General features: G+C 34.3%; 17 protein-coding genes. 9 read left to right on the forward strand and 8 right to left on the reverse strand.

Annotation, left to right across the window (positions count from 1 at the left end):
* Window positions 1-166: 166 nt before the first annotated feature.
* Together EDB96_RS14205 and EDB96_RS14210 are read left to right on the forward strand one after the other, a co-directional pair.
* On the forward strand, window positions 167-835 hold the full coding sequence (locus EDB96_RS14205; protein WP_134141491.1) for an SRPBCC family protein: 669 nt from the start codon (window positions 167-169) through the stop codon (window positions 833-835).
* 8 nt (window positions 836-843) lie between these two features.
* Window positions 844-1,584, forward strand: a complete 741-nt coding sequence (locus tag EDB96_RS14210; protein WP_134141494.1) for a transporter — start codon at window positions 844-846, stop codon at window positions 1,582-1,584.
* Between the two features lie 167 nt (window positions 1,585-1,751).
* Here the strand turns inward: EDB96_RS14210 and EDB96_RS14215 are convergent, their stop codons facing one another.
* Window positions 1,752-2,330, reverse strand: a complete 579-nt coding sequence (locus EDB96_RS14215; protein WP_134141496.1) for a flavodoxin family protein — start codon at window positions 2,328-2,330, stop codon at window positions 1,752-1,754.
* Window positions 2,331-2,628: 298 nt separating this feature from the next.
* Between EDB96_RS14215 and EDB96_RS14220 the strand changes: the two genes are divergently transcribed.
* The 3 genes from EDB96_RS14220 to EDB96_RS14230 all read left to right on the forward strand — a co-directional run bounded on the left by EDB96_RS14220 (window position 2,629) and on the right by EDB96_RS14230 (window position 4,724).
* Window positions 2,629-3,633 carry an SDR family oxidoreductase gene (locus EDB96_RS14220; RefSeq protein ID WP_134141498.1) on the forward strand — a complete coding sequence of 335 codons (1,005 nt, stop codon included), beginning with the start codon at window positions 2,629-2,631 and terminating at the stop codon, window positions 3,631-3,633.
* A gap of 137 nt (window positions 3,634-3,770) precedes the next feature.
* Window positions 3,771-4,283, forward strand: coding sequence for a DUF421 domain-containing protein (locus EDB96_RS14225; protein WP_134141501.1), 513 nt, complete (start codon window positions 3,771-3,773; stop codon window positions 4,281-4,283).
* Window positions 4,284-4,448: 165 nt separating this feature from the next.
* Complete coding sequence (locus EDB96_RS14230) at window positions 4,449-4,724, forward strand: hypothetical protein (RefSeq protein WP_057118215.1); 276 nt, start codon at window positions 4,449-4,451, stop codon at window positions 4,722-4,724.
* A gap of 78 nt (window positions 4,725-4,802) precedes the next feature.
* Here EDB96_RS14230 and EDB96_RS14235 read toward each other — a convergent pair whose 3' ends face one another.
* The 4 genes from EDB96_RS14235 to EDB96_RS14250 form a co-directional block, all read right to left on the reverse strand.
* The gene (locus EDB96_RS14235) at window positions 4,803-6,197 is read right to left on the reverse strand and encodes an aldehyde dehydrogenase family protein (protein ID WP_134141503.1); all 1,395 of its coding nucleotides are present in this window, start codon (window positions 6,195-6,197) and stop codon (window positions 4,803-4,805) included.
* A gap of 130 nt (window positions 6,198-6,327) precedes the next feature.
* Window positions 6,328-6,633 carry a putative quinol monooxygenase gene (locus EDB96_RS14240; RefSeq protein WP_134141505.1) on the reverse strand — a complete coding sequence of 102 codons (306 nt, stop codon included), beginning with the start codon at window positions 6,631-6,633 and terminating at the stop codon, window positions 6,328-6,330.
* A 90-nt stretch (window positions 6,634-6,723) separates the two neighbouring features.
* The gene (locus EDB96_RS14245; RefSeq protein ID WP_208326197.1) at window positions 6,724-7,494 is read right to left on the reverse strand and encodes a type 1 glutamine amidotransferase domain-containing protein; all 771 of its coding nucleotides are present in this window, start codon (window positions 7,492-7,494) and stop codon (window positions 6,724-6,726) included.
* 128 nt (window positions 7,495-7,622) lie between these two features.
* Complete coding sequence (locus tag EDB96_RS14250; protein WP_134141507.1) at window positions 7,623-8,192, reverse strand: Crp/Fnr family transcriptional regulator; 570 nt, start codon at window positions 8,190-8,192, stop codon at window positions 7,623-7,625.
* A 255-nt stretch (window positions 8,193-8,447) separates the two neighbouring features.
* Here EDB96_RS14250 and EDB96_RS14255 point away from each other — a divergent pair, with 255 nt between their 5' ends.
* Both EDB96_RS14255 and acnA read left to right on the forward strand, forming a co-directional pair.
* The gene (locus tag EDB96_RS14255; RefSeq protein ID WP_134141509.1) at window positions 8,448-9,128 is read left to right on the forward strand and encodes a metal-dependent hydrolase; all 681 of its coding nucleotides are present in this window, start codon (window positions 8,448-8,450) and stop codon (window positions 9,126-9,128) included.
* Window positions 9,129-9,322: 194 nt separating this feature from the next.
* Window positions 9,323-12,100 carry an aconitate hydratase AcnA gene (acnA, locus tag EDB96_RS14260; RefSeq protein ID WP_134141511.1) on the forward strand — a complete coding sequence of 926 codons (2,778 nt, stop codon included), beginning with the start codon at window positions 9,323-9,325 and terminating at the stop codon, window positions 12,098-12,100.
* Between the two features lie 112 nt (window positions 12,101-12,212).
* Here acnA and EDB96_RS14265 read toward each other — a convergent pair whose 3' ends face one another.
* A complete protein-coding gene (locus tag EDB96_RS14265) occupies window positions 12,213-13,103 on the reverse strand; it encodes an alpha/beta fold hydrolase (protein ID WP_134141514.1) in 891 nt (296 codons plus the stop codon).
* A 219-nt stretch (window positions 13,104-13,322) separates the two neighbouring features.
* On the reverse strand, window positions 13,323-15,782 hold the full coding sequence (locus EDB96_RS14270; protein WP_134141516.1) for a sensor histidine kinase: 2,460 nt from the start codon (window positions 15,780-15,782) through the stop codon (window positions 13,323-13,325).
* Between the two features lie 209 nt (window positions 15,783-15,991).
* On the opposite strand from EDB96_RS14270, the gene EDB96_RS14275 reads away from it, so the two are divergent.
* Both EDB96_RS14275 and EDB96_RS14280 read left to right on the forward strand, forming a co-directional pair.
* Entirely contained in the window at window positions 15,992-16,795 is an 804-nt protein-coding gene (locus tag EDB96_RS14275) for a response regulator (RefSeq protein ID WP_134141518.1), read from the forward strand.
* Window positions 16,796-17,968: a sigma-54 interaction domain-containing protein gene (locus EDB96_RS14280; RefSeq protein WP_134141521.1), complete on the forward strand. Its 1,173-nt coding sequence runs from the start codon at window positions 16,796-16,798 to the stop codon at window positions 17,966-17,968.
* Here the strand turns inward: EDB96_RS14280 and EDB96_RS14285 are convergent.
* On the reverse strand, window positions 17,965-18,750 hold the full coding sequence (locus EDB96_RS14285) for an alpha/beta hydrolase (protein WP_243839351.1): 786 nt from the start codon (window positions 18,748-18,750) through the stop codon (window positions 17,965-17,967). The genes EDB96_RS14280 and EDB96_RS14285 overlap by 4 nt on opposite strands.
* Between the last annotated feature and the right edge of the window lie 41 nt (window positions 18,751-18,791).

Here is an 18,791-nt window from a genome sequence, read left to right on the forward strand (position 1 = left end):
CATTTTCATAAAAACTTAAAAGCCCTTTTTACATAAAGGGCTTTTTTTTATAAGCTATACTAATTCATACTCAAACAAATTGTATAAGAAAATTCGGGAATGCTATAAGAAAAAACGAGCATCCGAAGCTTACTTTTATTACACTGAAAATTTAAAAATTTAAAATATGGAAACTAACGCATTAACACATAAAAAAGGAAGCTCATCAAAAGCAAATGCCAATGTATCAACAATTGAGCGTATTCTTATGATTACAAGCGGATCATATCTTTTATATAAAGGTCTTTCGCAGGAAAAGAAAAGTATTGCGCAAATTACTTCGGGCGGCGCTATGCTGGCTCGTGGAATTAGCGGGTACTGCCCAATTTACAGCGCTATTGATCATATAAAAAATGACAAAGGCTCTAATGTAAATATCAGAACAGAGGTAACGATCAATAAACCGATCAGCGAAGTTTATGCTTTTTGGCGTAATTTAGAAAATCTGCCAAAATTTATGAAGCACCTAGAATCTGTTAAAACGATTAACAGCACCCAGTCTGAGTGGACAGCAAAAGGACCTGCTGGTATTGGTTCGCTGACTTGGAAAGCCGAAATCATTAAAGACCAAAAGCAAAAACTTCTAAGCTGGCAGTCAATTGAGGGCGCGCCTGTAAAAAACTTTGGAAAAGTACTTTTTAAAGCCGTGGGAGACGCTACTCAAATTGAAATTACGATTTCTTACCGCGCCCCGCTAGGTATTGCGGGACAAGGAGCTGCAAAACTTTTAAATCCAATATTTGAGAAACTGGTGCATGATGATATCAGCGGTCTTAAAGCATATCTTGAATCATAGCATAGAGCATGAAAAAAATTAAAAAATTATTGACTGCCGGTCTATTTTGTTTTACCTGCATTGCTGAAGCACAGCAAATACAAACAGACAGGCCTAATGAAACCGAAAGTCCGGCAGTCATTACAACGCGTCATATTCAAATTGAAAGCGGATTTTCTTTTGAAAAAGAAGATGATGACAAAACATTTGAAGTTCCAAATGCTGTTTTTCGATACGGAGTTTTTAAAAATGCTGAAATCAGAATTGAAAGTGCTTTTAAAATAGACCATCAAGAGCAAGAACAGCAATCTGGAATAGAGCCTTTAGTTGTGGGCGCAAAATATCATATCGCTAATCATAAAGGATTAATTCCTGATCTTGCTTTACTAGCACGAGTAAGTATTCCGTGGCTGGCTGATAATGCTTTTCAGGAACCCAAATATAGTCCTGAAATCCGTATGCTGGCGCAGCATGAACTATCTAAATCTTCACATCTTGGTTACAATATGGGAGTAAAATGGCTTGCCGAAACTGCTCATCCAGAATACATATATACCTTATCTGCAGATCACGCGCTGACTAAAAAGATAAAACTAGTAGCAGAAGCTTATGGTTATGCAGAATCTCACCATCATGCTCAAAATACTGCCGATATTGCGGTATTATATGTCCTTCAGAAAAACATGCAGCTGGATATTATGGCTGGCTCTAACATTATGCATTCACCTCAACAAAAATTCGTAGAAATTGGATTGTCTTATAAATTATAAATCTAAAGGTTATGACAAATTTAAATCATAAAAATAATAGTACTAGTTCCAGAACTTATGATAAAAAATCAGCAGTAAAACCGGTATCCTTTCGTACTAATGAAAAGTTTAGCAGTGAGATCAAAAAATCTGTATTACCAGGAAATATCTCTTTGTAATTGCTCTATTTATTTTACAGCTTTTGCTAAAGATTCTGCCATTGACTTCGCGTCTTTTGCATAATTACGGTGATAATAATTAAGAAGCTGTGTTTTGGTCTTCTTTGTACCTTTTGCATGTCCTTCCCATATTACACCAAGAGATGAATACGGTGAAAGTGTTACACCAATGCTGCAGAAAAAATTGGCAATATTTCCCGTTACATGTTCTACTCCGTCAGAATCTCCAGTTATAACAACTCCTCCAATTTTACCATCGAGTGGTGAATCTTCTCCAGCAAGTATTTTATCATACACCTCATCTAAACGTTCTATGCATCTTTGTAATTCCGAAGAATGACTATTCCACCACAGTGGAGTTGCAAAAAGCAAAATCTGTGCTTCAGTTATTTTTTGATATATTGACGGCCAGTCATCTTTTACATCCATGTGAGTGTAAGTACCCGGAACAATATGATGATCGGCAAGTTTAATTACTTCATACTCTATATTTTGCTTCTCAAGATAAGTGCCGAGAAATTCGACAAGAGTTTCGGTATTTGATCTTCCTTTCTTTTTAAGTGTACCTAAGAGTATAATCGCTTTCATATAATCGTTTTTTTTAATTAAAGTTCTAATTAGCATACATAAGTAAAAATTTGTCTCTGCTGAACTTAATTAAAATTACTCATCGTTTATTTTAGACCGTTACATAATATCTGGCAACATTTACAGCATTTATTGATTTAATTTTCATTAATCAAATCATCATAACTAGTAGTAAACCAGTCACTAACGTATTATATATCTACAATATAATCTTAAAATTCTATAAGATTATCCTTTCTACATTTTCTAATTTTAATTGGAATTTTAAATAAAAAGTAAATTTTTAAATCTAAATATTATGGATGTTAAAAACATAATGTCGCGCCGTTCAGCCCTAACAGGTATGGGGGCGGTACTTGCCACGGCAGCAATTAACCCTGTACTTGCCAGCAGTCTCAATGACGCTGGCGTACACATAGTAAACGGACCAGAAGATCCTACTACAAAATATCCGAGACCGCCATTTAAGGAACAATCGCAACCATGGCCGGGACTTGTCAGTAAAATGGATCCGAGGCCCGATCACGGCGAGAAAAGTTATAAAGGAACTGGCCGTTTAAAAGGCCGTAAAGCACTAATAACTGGAGGTGATTCTGGAATGGGAAGAGCTGCTGCAATAGCGTATGCAAGAGAAGGTGCTGATGTAGCTATAAATTATTTTCCAACTGAAGAAGAAGACGCCAGAGAAGTAATCCAGCTGATTAAGGCTGAAGGAAGAAAAGCCGTTGCAATACCTGGAGATTTACGCGATGAAGCATTTTGCAAATCACTCGTAGAAAAGGCTGTAAAAGAACTCGGCGGACTTGACATTGTAGTAAACAATGCTGCTCGTCAGCAGACAAATGCTTCAATTCTAGATATTTCTACAGAAGAATTTGACTGGACAATGAAAACTAACATTTATGCTCCTTTTTGGATTATTAAAGCTGCTCTGCCTCATTTACAAGCAGGTGCTTCGATAATAGGAACAAGTTCAGTTCAGGCTTATGCGCCTAGTGAAGATTTATACGATTATGCTCAGACAAAAGCAGCTACTACCAACTATATCAAATCGCTGGCTAAACAACTTGGCCCAAAAGGCATAAGAGTTAATGGAGTTGCACCCGGACCAATATGGACACCGCTTCAAGTTAGTGGCGGCGCAACAATGGAAAAACTTAAAGAATTTGGATCACAAACTCCTATGGGAAGACCTGGGCAGCCAGTTGAACTTGCTTCCATTTATGTACAGCTTGCTGCTAATGATGCTAGTTATGCAACTGGACAGATTTATGGTGCAAGCGGTGGTGAAGGAAATCCGTAAATAAAAATGACGCACTAATCTTTTCAAAATGTACAGCAATAGAAAACAGATTGATTTAAAACCTCTGTAATTACAATTACGGAGGTTTCGTTTATTTGGAAAGCAACAATTATCTATAACCATTAATTACTAAGAATATGGAACAAGTTTTTTTTAAAGATTGGATCAGTATAGGACATGTTATAATTGCCACTATAATTGCATTCATTACTTTATTTTTCTTCCTGAGAATTTCAGGAAAACGAACCTTAGCAAAACTCAATGCCTTTGATTTTGTCGTTACTGTTGCTCTGGGTTCTACTCTATCGTATATGATGCTGGCAATGGTTCCGCTGGTTGAAGGAGCTCTTGTCTTATTTTTGATTATCATCTTACAATATATTTTTGCACGAACGGCTCGTTCCTCAAAAAAAATGGAAAGACTTATAAATGCCGTACCCAGCTTAATATTTTATGATGGAAAATTTATAGAAAAAACTATGGCGAAAGAAGCCATAACAAAAGCGGAAATATTTTCTACAATTAGAAATTCAGGAATTGACCAGATCGAAGAAGTAAAAGCAATTGTAATGGAACTTAACGGACAGATTACTGTTGTAAGAAAATCAAATGGTAATGGAAACAGTTCGTTAGATGATATTATGTCTTAGTTGTTTTACATTTCATCATCTTGAATATTTTTCATATCGTATATGAGAATTTGACAATGGTTTGCGCAAATTATATAAAACCTTCAGCATTTAAAAATCTTACTTTTAATAATAGTTAATTGGAAAATTAGCGAATAAGTAAGCTATTAATTTAAACTGATATATATGAAATCCGAGAATTACTTTTATGCGTCTGATGACTTTGCAGGCGATATGACATCTTATGAAGAACAATTGTTGTTAAATTATGATGATTATCTTGAAGGAGGTTTTGCAAATAACTTGACAGCCAGCGGCCATTATAATTTAGTGCTTGGAGATTTGGAAGAAGATCTTGAAGAAGATTTCGATTCAGAATACGACGAAAATGACTGGGAAGAAGAAGAACCAAATGAAGAAGAGAGCGATAAAGATCCTGGAACTTTTATAATGAAAAGCTAAGACTCGATTACGATTACCCATAAAAAAATAGTAACAGATCTAATTTCGTTACTATTTTTTTTATGAATTTATTTAAAATTATAAATATTTGCTTTTAAAAACAGTCAGTTTTTCTCTTGTCATATCATCAATAGTATAAGAGATTCCTCCCATTCCTAAACCAGAAGCATCTCTTCCGCCAAAAGGCATCCAATCTACTCTAAAAGCTGTATTGTCATTTACCATAACGGCAGTTGCATTTAATTTTTTAGCAGCATCCAAAGCAATGTCTAAGTTTTTAGTAAAAACAGCAGCTTGAAAATGTACGTCTAAAGCATTTGCTTTTTTAATCGCCTCTTCCCTATTGGTAAAAGGATATATACATACCACTGGACCAAAGATTTCATTTGTTGAAACCTTAGAATCTTCTGATGGGTTAAATAATACTGTCGGCTCAAAACAAGTATCAGAAATACGTTTTCCTCCTGCAATTAATTTTGCGCCTTCTTGAATCGCTTCGTTAACCCATTCTTCAACACGACTAAGTTCTTTTGGTGTAATAAGTGAGCCAACATCTGTCTTTTCATCAAACGGGTTTCCAACAACTAATTTATTGGTTGCTTCAGCAAACTGTTCCACAAAACGATCGCAAATCTCCTGATTGACATATATTTTCTGAACCGATACACAAACTTGACCAGCATGGTAAAATCCCCCTTTTACCAAATCTGGAATCATTGTGCTAAAATCGGCATCACTTTCTACAATTACAGGCGCCGCTCCGCCATGCTCTAAGGCACATCTTGTTCCAGGCGGTAATTTGCTTTTAAGATGCCAGCCTACTTTTGCTGAACCAATAAAGGTTAGAAAATGAACTCTGGAATCTGTAACTAACAATTCTGCTGTTTCATTATCACATAATACTACTTGAACCCATCCTTCTGGTAAACCGGCTTCTCTTAAAATATCAGCCAAGGCAAGACCAGACAAAGGTGTATTGCTTGACGGTTTAAAAATAACCGGACACCCAGCGGCAACAGCAGTCGCAATTTGATGCACAGCCAAATTTAATGGATGATTAAAAGCACTTACAGCAGCCACAACGCCAATTGGTTCTTTAGAAGTAAAGGCAATCCTGTTTACAGAAGCTTCAGTAAGTCCCATTGGGATTTGTTCTCCTTTTATCTGTGATATGTGTTCAGCTGCTAATTTTACTCCTTTAATGGCTCTAAGTATTTCTGCTTTAGAATCTTTATAGGGTTTTCCGCCTTCGCTAATTGCCAAATGAATTAGTTCTTCGCTTCTTTCATTCATTATCGAAGCGGCTTTTTCTAATATTTCAATTCTTTTAAAAGCTGGAATCCAATTAGATTGATCATTGAATAAATTTTGAGCGGTATTCAATATCTTTTCAATATCATTTTTATTAATGAGCGGCAGTTCTTTAACCAGACTTTGATCATAGGGAAATATTATTTTTGTGGTGTTTTCCATAAATGCTTTTTTTTAATAGATAATCTTAAAAAAATCATGCTTTTATTCTAAGTCATTCTTCATGATTTGTTCCTTTAAATTTAGTCAAATTATCAGGGATTACAATACGTTTTGTTCACAATATTATAAATTAGTAATGCAAAGGCGTTGCCAAAAGAATTTCTCTAGTATCTAATAAAGGCGCAATTTTACCCAAAACGAAGTCTTGAAAATGAGCTGAATTTCTATGTTCTGCAACTGCAGCTTCATTAGTATATCCTTCAAATAATACGATTGTATTAGCATCTGAATTGCTTTGATGAATTTTATAAAACAAATTACCATCTTCTTTTATACTTTCAGCATGTACCGTTTTTAGTAATTCTAAAACATTTTCAAGCTGACCTTCTTTAACTTTCCATGTAGCAAAAACATGAACTGGATTTTGATTTTCCATTTTGATATATTTTTATAATTATTTTAAAATTTTAAAAGTGAAATTATACTGACCTTCCACATTTTGAAGAAGGTCAATACAATTAAGCAATTACTTTTTAGAATTTTCTAAAATAGTAATCATTTTTTCTGCTACGCCTTTCGCGGAAGCAGGATTTTGACCAGTAACCAAATTACCATCTGCAATACTGTGAGCTGACCATACTGCTGCAGCATGGAATTTTGCTCCTTGTTTTGTTAATGCTGTTTCTAATAAAAACGGTACATCTGCAATAGCGTAACCTTTTTCTTCTTCATCTGTAAAAGAAGTGATATTTTTTCCATTTACGAGATAAGAGCCATTGCTTAGTTTTACATTTAGTAAAGATACGGGACCGTGACATACTGCTCCTACAACTGCATTGCGTTCGTAGGTTTCTTTAATCACCTTTTTTAGCAATTCGTTTTCCGGCATATCCACCATTGGAGCTAATCCGCCAGGAACAAAAACAGCATCGTATTTACTCACCTCTACAGTTGAAAGTTTAACTGCTTTCTGCATCGTCTCCCAACCTTTTCCTGTTAGAAAAGCAAGATTATCAGGATCATTTGCCAAATTAAGAGCATCTAAATACGGAGTCTCTCCAGTTAAGCTTGCAAAATCAATTTGATAATTTGCTTTTTCAAATTCGGCATAAGGATGCGCTACTTCTGGAAGAAATGTTCCAGTTCTTCTGTTATTTGGTCCAATTGCATTGGCATTAGACACAATAATTAAAATTTTCTTGTTCATTTTTGTTTCGTTTTTAAAAGTTGTTTTTTGATTTTGTGCATAAGAAGAAAAAAAGGCAAGTGCCATTGATGCGATCATAAGTCTTTTCATTTCTATAATTTTTAGGTTGTTAATGAATTATTTATAGGGCAAATTTATGCCAGCTCTCCTCCTCAATACGAGGAGAAAAGTCACAAAAAAAGTGTGATCGAAATCACACTTTGAGGATTAAACAGCTGTTATTTGTTATTGGAGTAAAGCCTGCTGAGGGTTTCGCGGCTGACCCCGAGATATTCTGCAATATATTTTTTTGGAATTTTTTGAATGAGATTTGGATAAAGAGCCGCAAATTCTGTATATCGCTGCTGCGGATTATTAGAAAGCAATGAAATAACTCTTTGCTGTAGTGCAATATATCCTTTGGTAAGTTTTACTCTAAAAAAATGTTCCATTTTATGAAGTATGACAGAAAGTTGTTCCCTGCCTTCAAGTGTAAGGCATAAAACTTCTCCCGGCTCCATACAAACCACATACATGTTGGCCTGCTTTTGGTTGAAGTATGCAATATAATCAGACATCCACCAGTTTTCTGTTGCAAATTGTACGATGTGTTCCTTTCCATCTTCATCGAGGTAAAAAACCCTGAAAATACCGCTCATGATAATATATTCATATTTTGCCTCATCTCCCTGCTGAATCAGATATTGATTTTTTAATACTCTTCTGATCGTAAAAAAGGGTTTAATTGATTCAAACTCCTCGTCAGTAATCGGAATAATTTCCTCAATATGTTTTCTCAGCTTTTCCATAGTTTGTTTTTACCTTTTCAAAGATAGAAGAAATATTTTGGCTGGATGAGAGGTAAGATCTTCAAAATGTAAACTGTTTCTCTAGTGCTTAGATAGTATATAATTTTGTAAATTTGAGATAAACCAATTTAAAAGAAAAATACTGCTGCCAAATATTTTTGCCTTTTTCTAATTTTCTATTCGATTTAGCGGCACATTACTTGAATAATAATTTTGTCAATTATTCTAATTATCAATTTATTAATCTTATTTATTATGAAAGTAACTTACTACGGACATTCTTGTTTTTCGGTATTCACCAATGGAAAGCATATTCTTTTTGATCCTTTTATCACACCCAATGAACTTGCTAAAGATGTAGATGTAAATGCCATAAAAGCAGATTATATATTTATTTCTCATGCACATTATGACCATATTCAAGATGTTGAACTTATTGCCAAAAACACTGGAGCCAAAGTACTTGGTAATTTTGAAATATATAACTGGCTTTTAAAAAAAGGAATTGAAAATTCGCATCCAATTAATCCCGGAGGACAATATGATTTTGATTTTGGAACTGTAAAATGCGTAATTGCACAACACTCCAGCAGTTTTAGTGACGGCTCTTACGGCGGTATTGCCAGCGGTTTTGTATTGACTACTTCTGAAGGGAATTTTTACTATAGTGGAGATACCGCCCTGACTCTCGACATGCAGCTGATACCTAAATTTACGCCTCTTGATTTTGCTGTTTTTCCAATTGGAGATGGTTTGACTATGGGTATAGACGAAGCTGTTGAGGCTTCAAAATTAGTTGGAGTTATTAAAATTTTAGGTGTTCATTACGATACTTTCGGCTTTATTGTTATGGATCATCAAAAGGCATTTGATAAATTTAAAAATGCTGGATTACAACTTTATCTTCCAGAAATAGGCAGCAGAATCGAGTTATAATTATCTATTTTCTGTGAGTCCATTTTTTATATTTCGCAAAAAACAGTTTTTTTTTAGCGAAATTTAAGAAAAGATTTAATAAAGCATAGACCATAGACTGTTTAGAAATAAATAATTAAATTTAATAACTGAACAAATTAGACAAAACACATTAAGACTAAGTCCAATACTTACTAATTTAAATAACATCGAGTATGCAGAACGACATTTATAATATTAAAAGGCAGTTAAAAACCCAAAGCGGTGAATTTTCATATTACAGTCTAACTGAAATGCAGCAACAAGGATTTAATATCGAAAAAATGCCTTTTTCAATTCGGATTCTTTTAGAAAATGTACTGCGAAATTTTGATGATTTTGCCATTACCAGAGAAAATATTGAAACCATTCTAAACTGGAAACCTGAAGCTTCAGACAAAGATATTCCTTTTAAACCTGCCAGGGTTTTGATGCAGGATTTTACGGGTGTGCCTGCTGTTGTTGATCTTGCATCGCTTCGTGCTGAAGCTTCTAGAAAAGGAAAAAATTCTGAAGCGATTAATCCGTTGATTCCTGTTGATCTGGTAATCGATCACTCTGTTCAGGTCGATTATTTTGGAACAGAATATTCCTATCAGCGCAATATGGATGAGGAATACAAACGTAACAGTGAACGTTATGAGTTCTTGAAATGGGCACAGCAGTCTTTTACAAATTTTAATGTGGTTCCTCCAGGAATGGGAATCTGCCATCAGGTTAACTTGGAATATCTTTCAAAAGGTGTAATCGAACGTGATGGAGAAGTTTTTCCTGATACGCTCGTGGGAACTGACAGCCATACTCCTATGGTTAATGGAATTGGGGTTATTGCTTGGGGCGTCGGCGGTATTGAAGCTGAAGCTGCAATTCTCGGGCAGCCTGTATATTTTATTATGCCCGAAGTTATCGGACTTAAGCTAAGTGGCAAAATTCCGCTGGGATCAACTTCTACAGATATGGTTTTAACCATTGCGGAACTTCTTAGAAAATACGGTGTAGTCGGTAAATTTGTTGAGGTATTTGGACCAGGTCTTGACAGTTTGAGCGTACCAGATCGTGCAACTATCGGAAATATGTCGCCAGAATTTGGATGTACGGTTTCTTATTTTCCAATTGATCAGAAGACTTTAGAATATATGCGACTCAGTAACCGTTCAGAAGAACAGATAAGCCTAGTAGAAGACTATTGCAAAGCAAACATGCTCTGGCGCACAGGAAATGAATCTATAAATTATACTGACGTAATTGAACTCGATCTTTCTACGATAGAGCCTACAATTGCAGGTCCAAAAAGACCACAGGACAAAATTTTACTTAAAAATTTACAGCCTTCTTTTGTTGATATACTTGATAAAAGTTTTGGCAGAAAATATAAAAAATCTGAAAAACAAGTTTCGAGATGGTTCGCCGAAGGAGGATCGCAGCCAACAATTACAAGCAGTGCACCTCTTCCAGATGAAACAATAATTCAAGAAAAAACAGAAAACGGAAGCATCAGTGTAGAAGTTTCTCTTGGATCTGAACAATTTACACTTTCTGATGGTGCAGTTGCGATAGCTGCAATTACTTCCTGTACCAATACATCCAATCCTTTTGTAATGATTGGAGCGGGATTGATAGCCAAGAAAGCACGTGAAAGAGGAATTGACACAAAATCTTGGGTAAAAACTTCACTTGCTCCAGGTTCTAAAGTTGTAACAGATTATTTGATAAAAGCTGACCTATTGAAAGATTTAGAAGCTCTTAAATTTCATGTGGCAGGTTATGGTTGTACGTCTTGCATAGGAAATTCCGGTCCGCTTCCTCCTCATGTGGCAAAAGCGGCAGAAGATTATGATCTTGTACTTGCTTCTGTTCTTTCCGGAAATAGAAACTTTGAAGCCAGAATACATCCGCAGGTCAAAATGAACTTTTTAATGTCTCCGATGCTCGTAGTGATCTTTGCTATTGCAGGAAGAGTTGATATTGATTTGTTAAATGAGCCTATTACATATGATTCAAATCTACTGCCTGTTTACCTCAAAGATTTATGGCCTGAAGATGATGAAATCAATACGGTATTGAGAGAAGTACTGTCTCCAAAACAATTTCAGCAATGTTATGAATCAATTTTTGAAGGCAATTCAATATGGCAGCAGCTTCCTATTCCAGAACAAAAAAATTACCGCTGGGATGAGAATTCAACGTATATAAAAGAAGCTCCTTTCTTTAAAAATCTTCCTGAAAATCCAAAACCGCTGCAGGACATTTCAAATGCTCGAACATTGTTGGTTTTGGGAGACAGTATAACCACCGATCATATTTCTCCGGCTGGTTCCTTTAAAGAAAATTCTGCTGCAGGCGCCTACCTGATGAGCCGCGGTGTTGAAAAAAGTGATTTTAATTCTTACGGTTCACGAAGAGGCCACGACGAAGTGATGATAAGAGGAACTTTTGCCAATGTCCGTATCAAAAATGCACTTGCCGATCATGAAGGAGGTTTTACGAAATTCCTTCCCACAGGAGAAGAAATGAATATTTACGAGGCTTCTATTAAATACAAGGAAGCTCAAACACCGTTAATTATTCTTGCAGGAAAAGAATACGGAAGCGGTTCATCTAGAGACTGGGCGGCCAAAGGTACTTTTTTACTTGGCGTAAAAGCAGTTCTGGCAGAAAGCTACGAAAGAATTCATCGAAGCAATCTCGTTGGTATGGGCGTTCTTCCGCTGCAGTACAAAAATGGAGAAAATGCAGCAGTGCTTGGACTTACAGGTAAAGAATATTTTACGATAACTGGAATTGCAGAGGATATAACTCCTTTGAAAGAGCTCGACGTTACTGCTGTTAAAGAGAACGGAGAAGTATTAAATTTTAAGGTAATTGCAAGACTCGATTCAAAAATAGAAATTGAATACTATAGAAATGAAGGTATACTTCAATATGTTTTAAGACAATTTCTTCAAAAAGCGTAATTGAAAAAATTAAAGCGGGCCTGCGAAAAGAGCCCGCTTTATTTTAATACAGAGAATTAACCAACTTTTGATATACCTGCATTAAGTACATTTAAAACCTTATTAATTACATTTATTGTGACAGAAAGGTATTTATATACCCAGCAGTCAATAATGGTTCTTGATGCTGCGGAGCGTGGCCAGCATGCGGAAGTATAATAATTTGCACAGTAGGAAGCTCACGAAGCAGCGGAAACCAGTTTTCTATAGCAGCACTAATATCGTTGTCTCCTGAGATTACTAAAATTGGAACAGTAGTTTCTTTAAGTTTATCTCTAAGTCCTTCTTTATCTTCTACTGCTGCACCGCCAGCTTGAAAATACAGCTGAAAAACTTCCATTGTAGAAGGAATTTTAGACACATCAAGTCTCTTGCGTATTCTCTCATAAGAAATCTTAGCAGCTTCTATTGATTTTTGAGATTTTGGCTCATAAAAAAGAATAATTTCATCATCAAAGTCATTTATGGGTTTTACTGCGGCTTCTAAAAAAGCAGGTCCTATCTCCACTACTCTTTCTCCTAATGGCACCGCACCAATAACAACTGCACGAGTTATTAATTCTGGATATTCAAGTGCCGCAGCTTGTGCAATTAATCCTCCCCAAGACCAGCCTAACACAACTATTTTATCCAGTTTTAAATAGGAAGCCAAATCTTTAATATCTTTTGCGACAGAGATTACATTTGTTGGCAGTGTTCCTGTAGAATAACCGATTCCAGTGTAATCAAAAGTTATAATACGAAAGTTCTCCGCAAGTGTATCTAAAAATAATGGATCCCATGTATCCAGAGTACCTCTAAAACGGTTGCTTAAAATAATAGGTGTTCCGCTACCGATGGAGCGATACGCCAGTGTTCTTCCCGAAAGTTCGGCATATTGAGTTTCACTGCCATGCGCGGTATCTTTCTCATTTCTGCCAACTACAGTTGTCAGTATTAATGCATTTAAAGAATTTGTTTTCATAATAACTTTGTTTTTTATAATATATTGATCACTCTATTGTCTAAAAATCAGCATCTTATAAATGCTCGAAATAAACTAGAACAATTCAAGTACCAAAACATAAACAGTTGATTATAAACACTTAAAGCACTGTTTTAAAATATACTTTTTTATATTTCGCCATGCTTAGTAGCAAATTTGTGAAATATGATAAAAACAAATTCAATATCATAAAGCAATTTAGATATCCAAAGTTACATCTGGTTTCTTCAAATACTTTTTATTAAGAGGATGTTCTGGTTTAAACTCCAATTTTAGAATAGTACCGTTATTGTTTTCCATAACCAATTTTCCTTCCAAGTCATCACTCAGACCTTTTATTAAACTCATACCAAAAGAATCAGATTTATTTGTGCTTAAAGCAGTATCAATTCCAATTCCATTATCTGAAATCGTCAGCAAGTATTGATCTCCTTCTGTTTTTTCAAGTATGATACTAATGATTCCACCCGCGTTATCTGGAAAAGCATATTTAATTGAATTGGTAATGGCTTCATTCAAGATAAGCCCAATTGGAATTGCCTGCGCAACATCTAATTCTAACTGCTCAACTCTAATTTCAAAACGAATTCGCTGTCCTATAGAAAAAGAATCCTTTAAATATTCAACCAATTCATTGATATAGCTGGGCATATTAATTGTTGCAATATTTTCTGACTTATAAAGTTTTTGGTGAATCAATGACATGGAGTGTATTCTGTGCTGGCTGTTTTTTATTGCAGACAAAGCCATATCATTATTTAAGTAAGCTGCTTGCGAGCTTAAAAGACTTATTACCGTTTGCAGATTGTTTTTTACCCGATGATGAATCTCTTTCAACAGCCATTCTTTTTCATCTAGTAAATGTCTAAGATTAATATTATTTTGGTTGATTTCTCTTTCTTTAATCTCCAGTTTGGCGTGATTTCGTTGTTTTAATCGATATCGGTTATACAATAACCCAATAATTATCAGCAAAAGAACTAAGCTTCCACTCGAAACATTATTAAGCAGTTTAGATTTTTGCAATTCACTTTGCTGCAGTTTAGATTGATTGTTTAAAAGTCTGATTTTCTGTTCTTTGTTTTTAGTTTCATATTCAATTTTTAGCTCTTCAATTTGTTGGTTTTTGGAAATACCGTGCACTGAATCACTAATTTTTTTATAATTTTGAAAATGTAGTAAAGCATCTTTATAATTGCCATTGATCGAATCCATTTTATAAAGCAATATGTTAAGCATTTCTGTATTAGCAGTACTAATACCTCTTTTACCAAACATTAGTATTTTATCTGTGTAGAATTGAGCTAATTTAGGTCTGTTTGTATTGATGTAGAACAAAGCCATTGTAGTATATTGATGCGCGATTTCTCTGGTTGTTTCAGGTGTATTAAGCTGTTTTGAATAAAAATCCATTTCCTTAAAATATTTTTCAGCCTGAATATTATCTTTTAAAGCTTCATAACAATTAGCTTTAATAAAGGCAACCGACATTTTATCGAAAATACTTTTTGGAGGGTATTGTGCGGTCATGGAATTAATGTAAGCAATAGCTTCTTTATTATTCCCTTTTAACGATAAAGCCGCAACAGCACTAAAAAAACTCTTATACCAAGCTCCCGTATCTAAATTATTTTTTCCTATTTTAATACTTTTTTGATAAAGCTGCAATGCCTCCTGATTATGGCCGTATACATTATAAACATCACCCAGACGCATGTAAAAAATGTCTGCAAAAGTATAATCATTTTCAGTTTCCATTCTTTTCACGCTTTTTAAGGCGTAGTATAAAGCTGGTCTTATATTATGCTGATACAATTCGAGAAAGGATATAGTTGTTTCTGCAAACTGCTGATGTGCAAAATCAATTTTTCGCAAATCAACTAGATTTTGATAGAGCCTCTTTTTTGCTTCTCGTATTCTTCCTGACCAAAAATAAATAGTAGTAATCTTAGAATAATTTTCGATTCTTTTTTCCTCTAATCCTAATGAAGCATAAATTGAGATCACTTCGTTAAGTATTTTTTCTTTTTCTGGATCTTGATTAGACAAAACATCTGCTTTGGCTTCTAGACCCCGCGCTAAACCCAATTTGTCTTTACTTTTTCGGCATTCGTTTATAACCTGCGAAAAGCATTTTATACTTTGGGACTGATTATTGGCCTGAAAATAATATTTCCCCAGCAATAACATACTTTGATGCTGCCATTTTACTGTTTTGATTTGATTACTTTCTGCAATTGCACTGTCGATATAGTGTTTTGCGTTTTGAAGATCTATTGGTTTAGCACCTGATTTAAATAGATAAAAACTTCCTAATTGTAATAGCAGTTTAATCTTCTCTTCTCCTTTTAAATTTGCGAGAAGCGTTTTTGCTTTATCAATATTTCCTTTTTCGATTAAATCACTTCCAATTGATATCTTGTCACTAAAACCTTCATCATATGCCAGCATCAAAGGCAATTTATAGGCTGTAGCAGCTAAAACAACGGAGCTGTCTGCATCTATTGCCCCTTGATTAGCATTATACAAATACATTGAACAAAGCTGGAGTAATAACCTTTTTTTAGGAAGGTCATATTTGGCAACTTTTACAGGCACTTGAGCTGCTGCCGAACAAATAAATAATAAAGTTAAATAGTAACACAGCTTTCTTTTCATAATCAGCTTTAAATCAGGTTATTGTTTTATTTTGGTTTAAAAACAAATATAGAAATAAACAAGAAAGCTCTTTTAAAAATATCAAGAAAATTCACATTAAATATGCTTTTATTGCTAATATTTTAAAAGAAACAACTAGATTATTTCTAAGAATTAACTATTTTTATATCAATTAATTACAAGATTTCTAATCTCAATAATAGTCTAACATGGGAATGCTCTATAACGAAACCCCACAATCTGAAAATCTAGTAAAAAAAAGTATACTTATTGTTGAAGATCAATTTGTTGAAGCACATGATCTCCAGCTAATTCTTGAAAAAGCGAATTATGAAGTGCTGGGAATTGCGCGTTCTGTAGATCAGGCTTTGGAAAAACTCCAGACTCAGACTCCAGATCTTGTATTTCTAGATATCATGCTGAAAGGTGATAAAAACGGGATAGATCTGGCTCATATTTTAAAGAATAGAAACATTGGATTTATTTTTATTTCGGCAAATTCAAGTAAATTAATTCTCAATGAAGCCAAAATAACCTGTCCTTACGGATTTATTATCAAACCCTTTAGAGAGCAAGATATTTTGACTACTCTGGAAATTGCTTTTTATAGACAGCAATACAGCTTAGAATCTCAGTTAAAACATCAATTTCAACTTAAAAATAATATCACTGATTTAATAAACTCAAATCTAAATCTTGAAGACGGTTTGATTTCGTTTGCCAAAATAATTCAGACTTTTATTTCATTTGATTATCTAGAGGCTGGATTTACTGATACTGAGCAGTATTCCAACATAGGTGTTATCCGTAAAAATATAGAAGAATATCAACTTGTTCCTGTAGCTAAACTTTCTAAAATAGCGGAGATTTCGAGTAGAGAACTAGATGAAACTTATAAAAAATCTCAGATTGATCTGCATCCTGCTATTTACAGCAGAGAATCTTTGATTAACAATTTTCAAGTTTCTCCTATAAAAGGAATAATTGCTCATAATTTCGGCATTAAATCATAATTGGTTTTCCCATTTTCAATAGGAAACTCACAAAAGTTCAGTGTTACTTTCTACAGCAGGGATTACAATGCTTACTCAGATGAGAATTTGAATTTATTGATTCCAATAGAAAGCACCATTTGCCAATTTTTTAAGCAGTTATATTCGGATAAAAAAACAATTATTGAACCGAAAATCAAAGAAGTTTCTCCAAATAAAGAATTATCACAAATTACAAAATCAGGTTTTGAAGGCATAATTGGCAGCAGCTCACAGATGGCAACGGTTTTTAACTATATCAAAAAAGTAGCTCCCTCTGAGACTTCAGTTCTAATTTTGGGTGAAAGTGGAACTGGAAAAGAAAAAATTGCGCAAAGTATTCATGCTTTATCTCCACGAAAAGAAAAACCTTTAGTTATTATAAACTGCGGCGCAATCCCTGAAAATCTGGCTGAATCTATACTTTTTGGCCATGAAAAAGGCGCTTTTACAGGAGCGTTGGAAAGACGTATTGGAAAATTTGAATTGGCAGACGGAGGCACAATCTTTCTAGACGAAATTGGAGAAATGCCACTGACACTTCAAGTCAAATTACTGCGTGTTCTCCAAGAAAAGAATATAGAACGTGTTGGCGGGTCGGCACCTCTAAAAATTGATGTGCGAATTATAGCAGCGACAAATAAAGATCTTGAAAATGAAGTTGCTGCTGGGCGCTTCAGAATGGATTTATATTACAGATTATACGTTTTTCCAATTTTGGTGCCTTCTCTTAGAAACCGAATTGAAGATATCCCAGAATTGGCAGATCATTTTATAAAAATGTATAGTGAAAATATGAATATAAAACCTCCAACACTTTCTAAGGCCGCTTTACAACAGCTTATAAATTACAGCTGGCAAGGCAATATTAGAGAAATGGAACATGTTATACAGCGAACATTACTGCTTAATGAAGAAAATACAATCAAAACTATTGAATTTTCGCCATCATCGATACTTAAAACAGAGCAAACCACAGAATCATTTTCAATTAAAACAATGTTAGAAAATGAGCGTGATTATATTCTTTATATTCTTAAAAAATGTAATGGAAAAGTCTCTGGAGCAGGCGGGGCTGCAGAAATTCTAGATATCAATCCTTCCACTCTAACTTCAAGAATTAAAAAACTGGAAATCAATAAAAAAATAAGCTAAGATATTTTATCCAGCCATTTCACGATATGCGATGCAGTTTCTTTCCAGTGAGGCTCCAATACAACAAAATGATTGCGGTCGTCGAAATTTTTGTAACAGGTTAAAGAATGGACATTTCTGTATTTTTTAAAATTCCAATAAATTAATTTTGGACTTACAATTTTATCTTGTGAGCAGGAAATTAATAAAAGAGGAGAATGTCTTTTTTTGAAATTTATTACAGCTTTTTTTGAAAATAAATCTCTTAATACCTTTTGAGATTCTGGAATAGCGTATTTCTCATATTTAGTCGATTGTTCGTGATACGAAACATTATTGAAAAAAATATGCTGCCACTTTTTGAAAGATAATTTATGTGTTTTTTTTAAAGAAATTAAATTGGTAGAAAGGCTAAAAATGGTTTTATAAAATGTAAATTTTGCAAACGCACATCCTGATGGCGGAAAAGAATTAATGCAGATTCCAGCCGATGCTAAATCTTTCTGAATCAATAACTGTACTAAAAGACCACCATAAGAATGTCCTATTAAAATAGGCTTTTCGGGAAGTATTTCAATTATTTCTGTATAATAACAAAGAAGGTCTGATAAAGTTATAGTTCCAATTTTCTGTGTTTGATTTTGCATTCTTAGATTTTCTGTACTGTCGTTTTTATAAAGCCATGGCGGCGCAACAACTTTATAACCTCTTTCCTCCAAAAAAACAATCCACTCTTCCCAATAGTGATGACTCACAAAAACTCCAGAAATGAGCATAATGGTTTTGGTGGTGGTTGCATACATAATACCTTCTTTTAATATTTTGCCCTATTTTTTTGCAGTAC

Origin of the sequence: Flavobacterium sp. S87F.05.LMB.W.Kidney.N (assembly GCF_004366435.1) — a bacterium.
GTDB lineage: Bacteria > Bacteroidota > Bacteroidia > Flavobacteriales > Flavobacteriaceae > Flavobacterium.

What these genes read in the sequence shown, in the direction of transcription:
- EDB96_RS14235 (WP_134141503.1), bottom strand. Translation starts at nt 6,197, where the DNA reads ATGGAAAACACCACAAAAATAATATTTCCCTATGATCAAAGTCTGGTT.
- EDB96_RS14215 (WP_134141496.1), bottom strand. Translation starts at nt 2,330, where the DNA reads ATGAAAGCGATTATACTCTTAGGTACACTTAAAAAGAAAGGAAGATCA.
- EDB96_RS14270 (WP_134141516.1), bottom strand. Translation starts at nt 15,782, where the DNA reads ATGAAAAGAAAGCTGTGTTACTATTTAACTTTATTATTTATTTGTTCG.
- EDB96_RS14230 (WP_057118215.1), top strand. Translation starts at nt 4,449, where the DNA reads ATGAAATCCGAGAATTACTTTTATGCGTCTGATGACTTTGCAGGCGAT.
- EDB96_RS14255 (WP_134141509.1), top strand. Translation starts at nt 8,448, where the DNA reads ATGAAAGTAACTTACTACGGACATTCTTGTTTTTCGGTATTCACCAAT.
- EDB96_RS14225 (WP_134141501.1), top strand. Translation starts at nt 3,771, where the DNA reads ATGGAACAAGTTTTTTTTAAAGATTGGATCAGTATAGGACATGTTATA.
- EDB96_RS14250 (WP_134141507.1), bottom strand. Translation starts at nt 8,192, where the DNA reads ATGGAAAAGCTGAGAAAACATATTGAGGAAATTATTCCGATTACTGAC.
- EDB96_RS14265 (WP_134141514.1), bottom strand. Translation starts at nt 13,103, where the DNA reads ATGAAAACAAATTCTTTAAATGCATTAATACTGACAACTGTAGTTGGC.
- EDB96_RS14210 (WP_134141494.1), top strand. Translation starts at nt 844, where the DNA reads ATGAAAAAAATTAAAAAATTATTGACTGCCGGTCTATTTTGTTTTACC.
- EDB96_RS14220 (WP_134141498.1), top strand. Translation starts at nt 2,629, where the DNA reads ATGGATGTTAAAAACATAATGTCGCGCCGTTCAGCCCTAACAGGTATG.
- EDB96_RS14245 (WP_208326197.1), bottom strand. Translation starts at nt 7,494, where the DNA reads ATGAAAAGACTTATGATCGCATCAATGGCACTTGCCTTTTTTTCTTCT.
- EDB96_RS14285 (WP_243839351.1), bottom strand. Translation starts at nt 18,750, where the DNA reads ATGTATGCAACCACCACCAAAACCATTATGCTCATTTCTGGAGTTTTT.
- acnA (WP_134141511.1), top strand. Translation starts at nt 9,323, where the DNA reads ATGCAGAACGACATTTATAATATTAAAAGGCAGTTAAAAACCCAAAGC.
- EDB96_RS14275 (WP_134141518.1), top strand. Translation starts at nt 15,992, where the DNA reads ATGGGAATGCTCTATAACGAAACCCCACAATCTGAAAATCTAGTAAAA.
- EDB96_RS14240 (WP_134141505.1), bottom strand. Translation starts at nt 6,633, where the DNA reads ATGGAAAATCAAAATCCAGTTCATGTTTTTGCTACATGGAAAGTTAAA.
- EDB96_RS14205 (WP_134141491.1), top strand. Translation starts at nt 167, where the DNA reads ATGGAAACTAACGCATTAACACATAAAAAAGGAAGCTCATCAAAAGCA.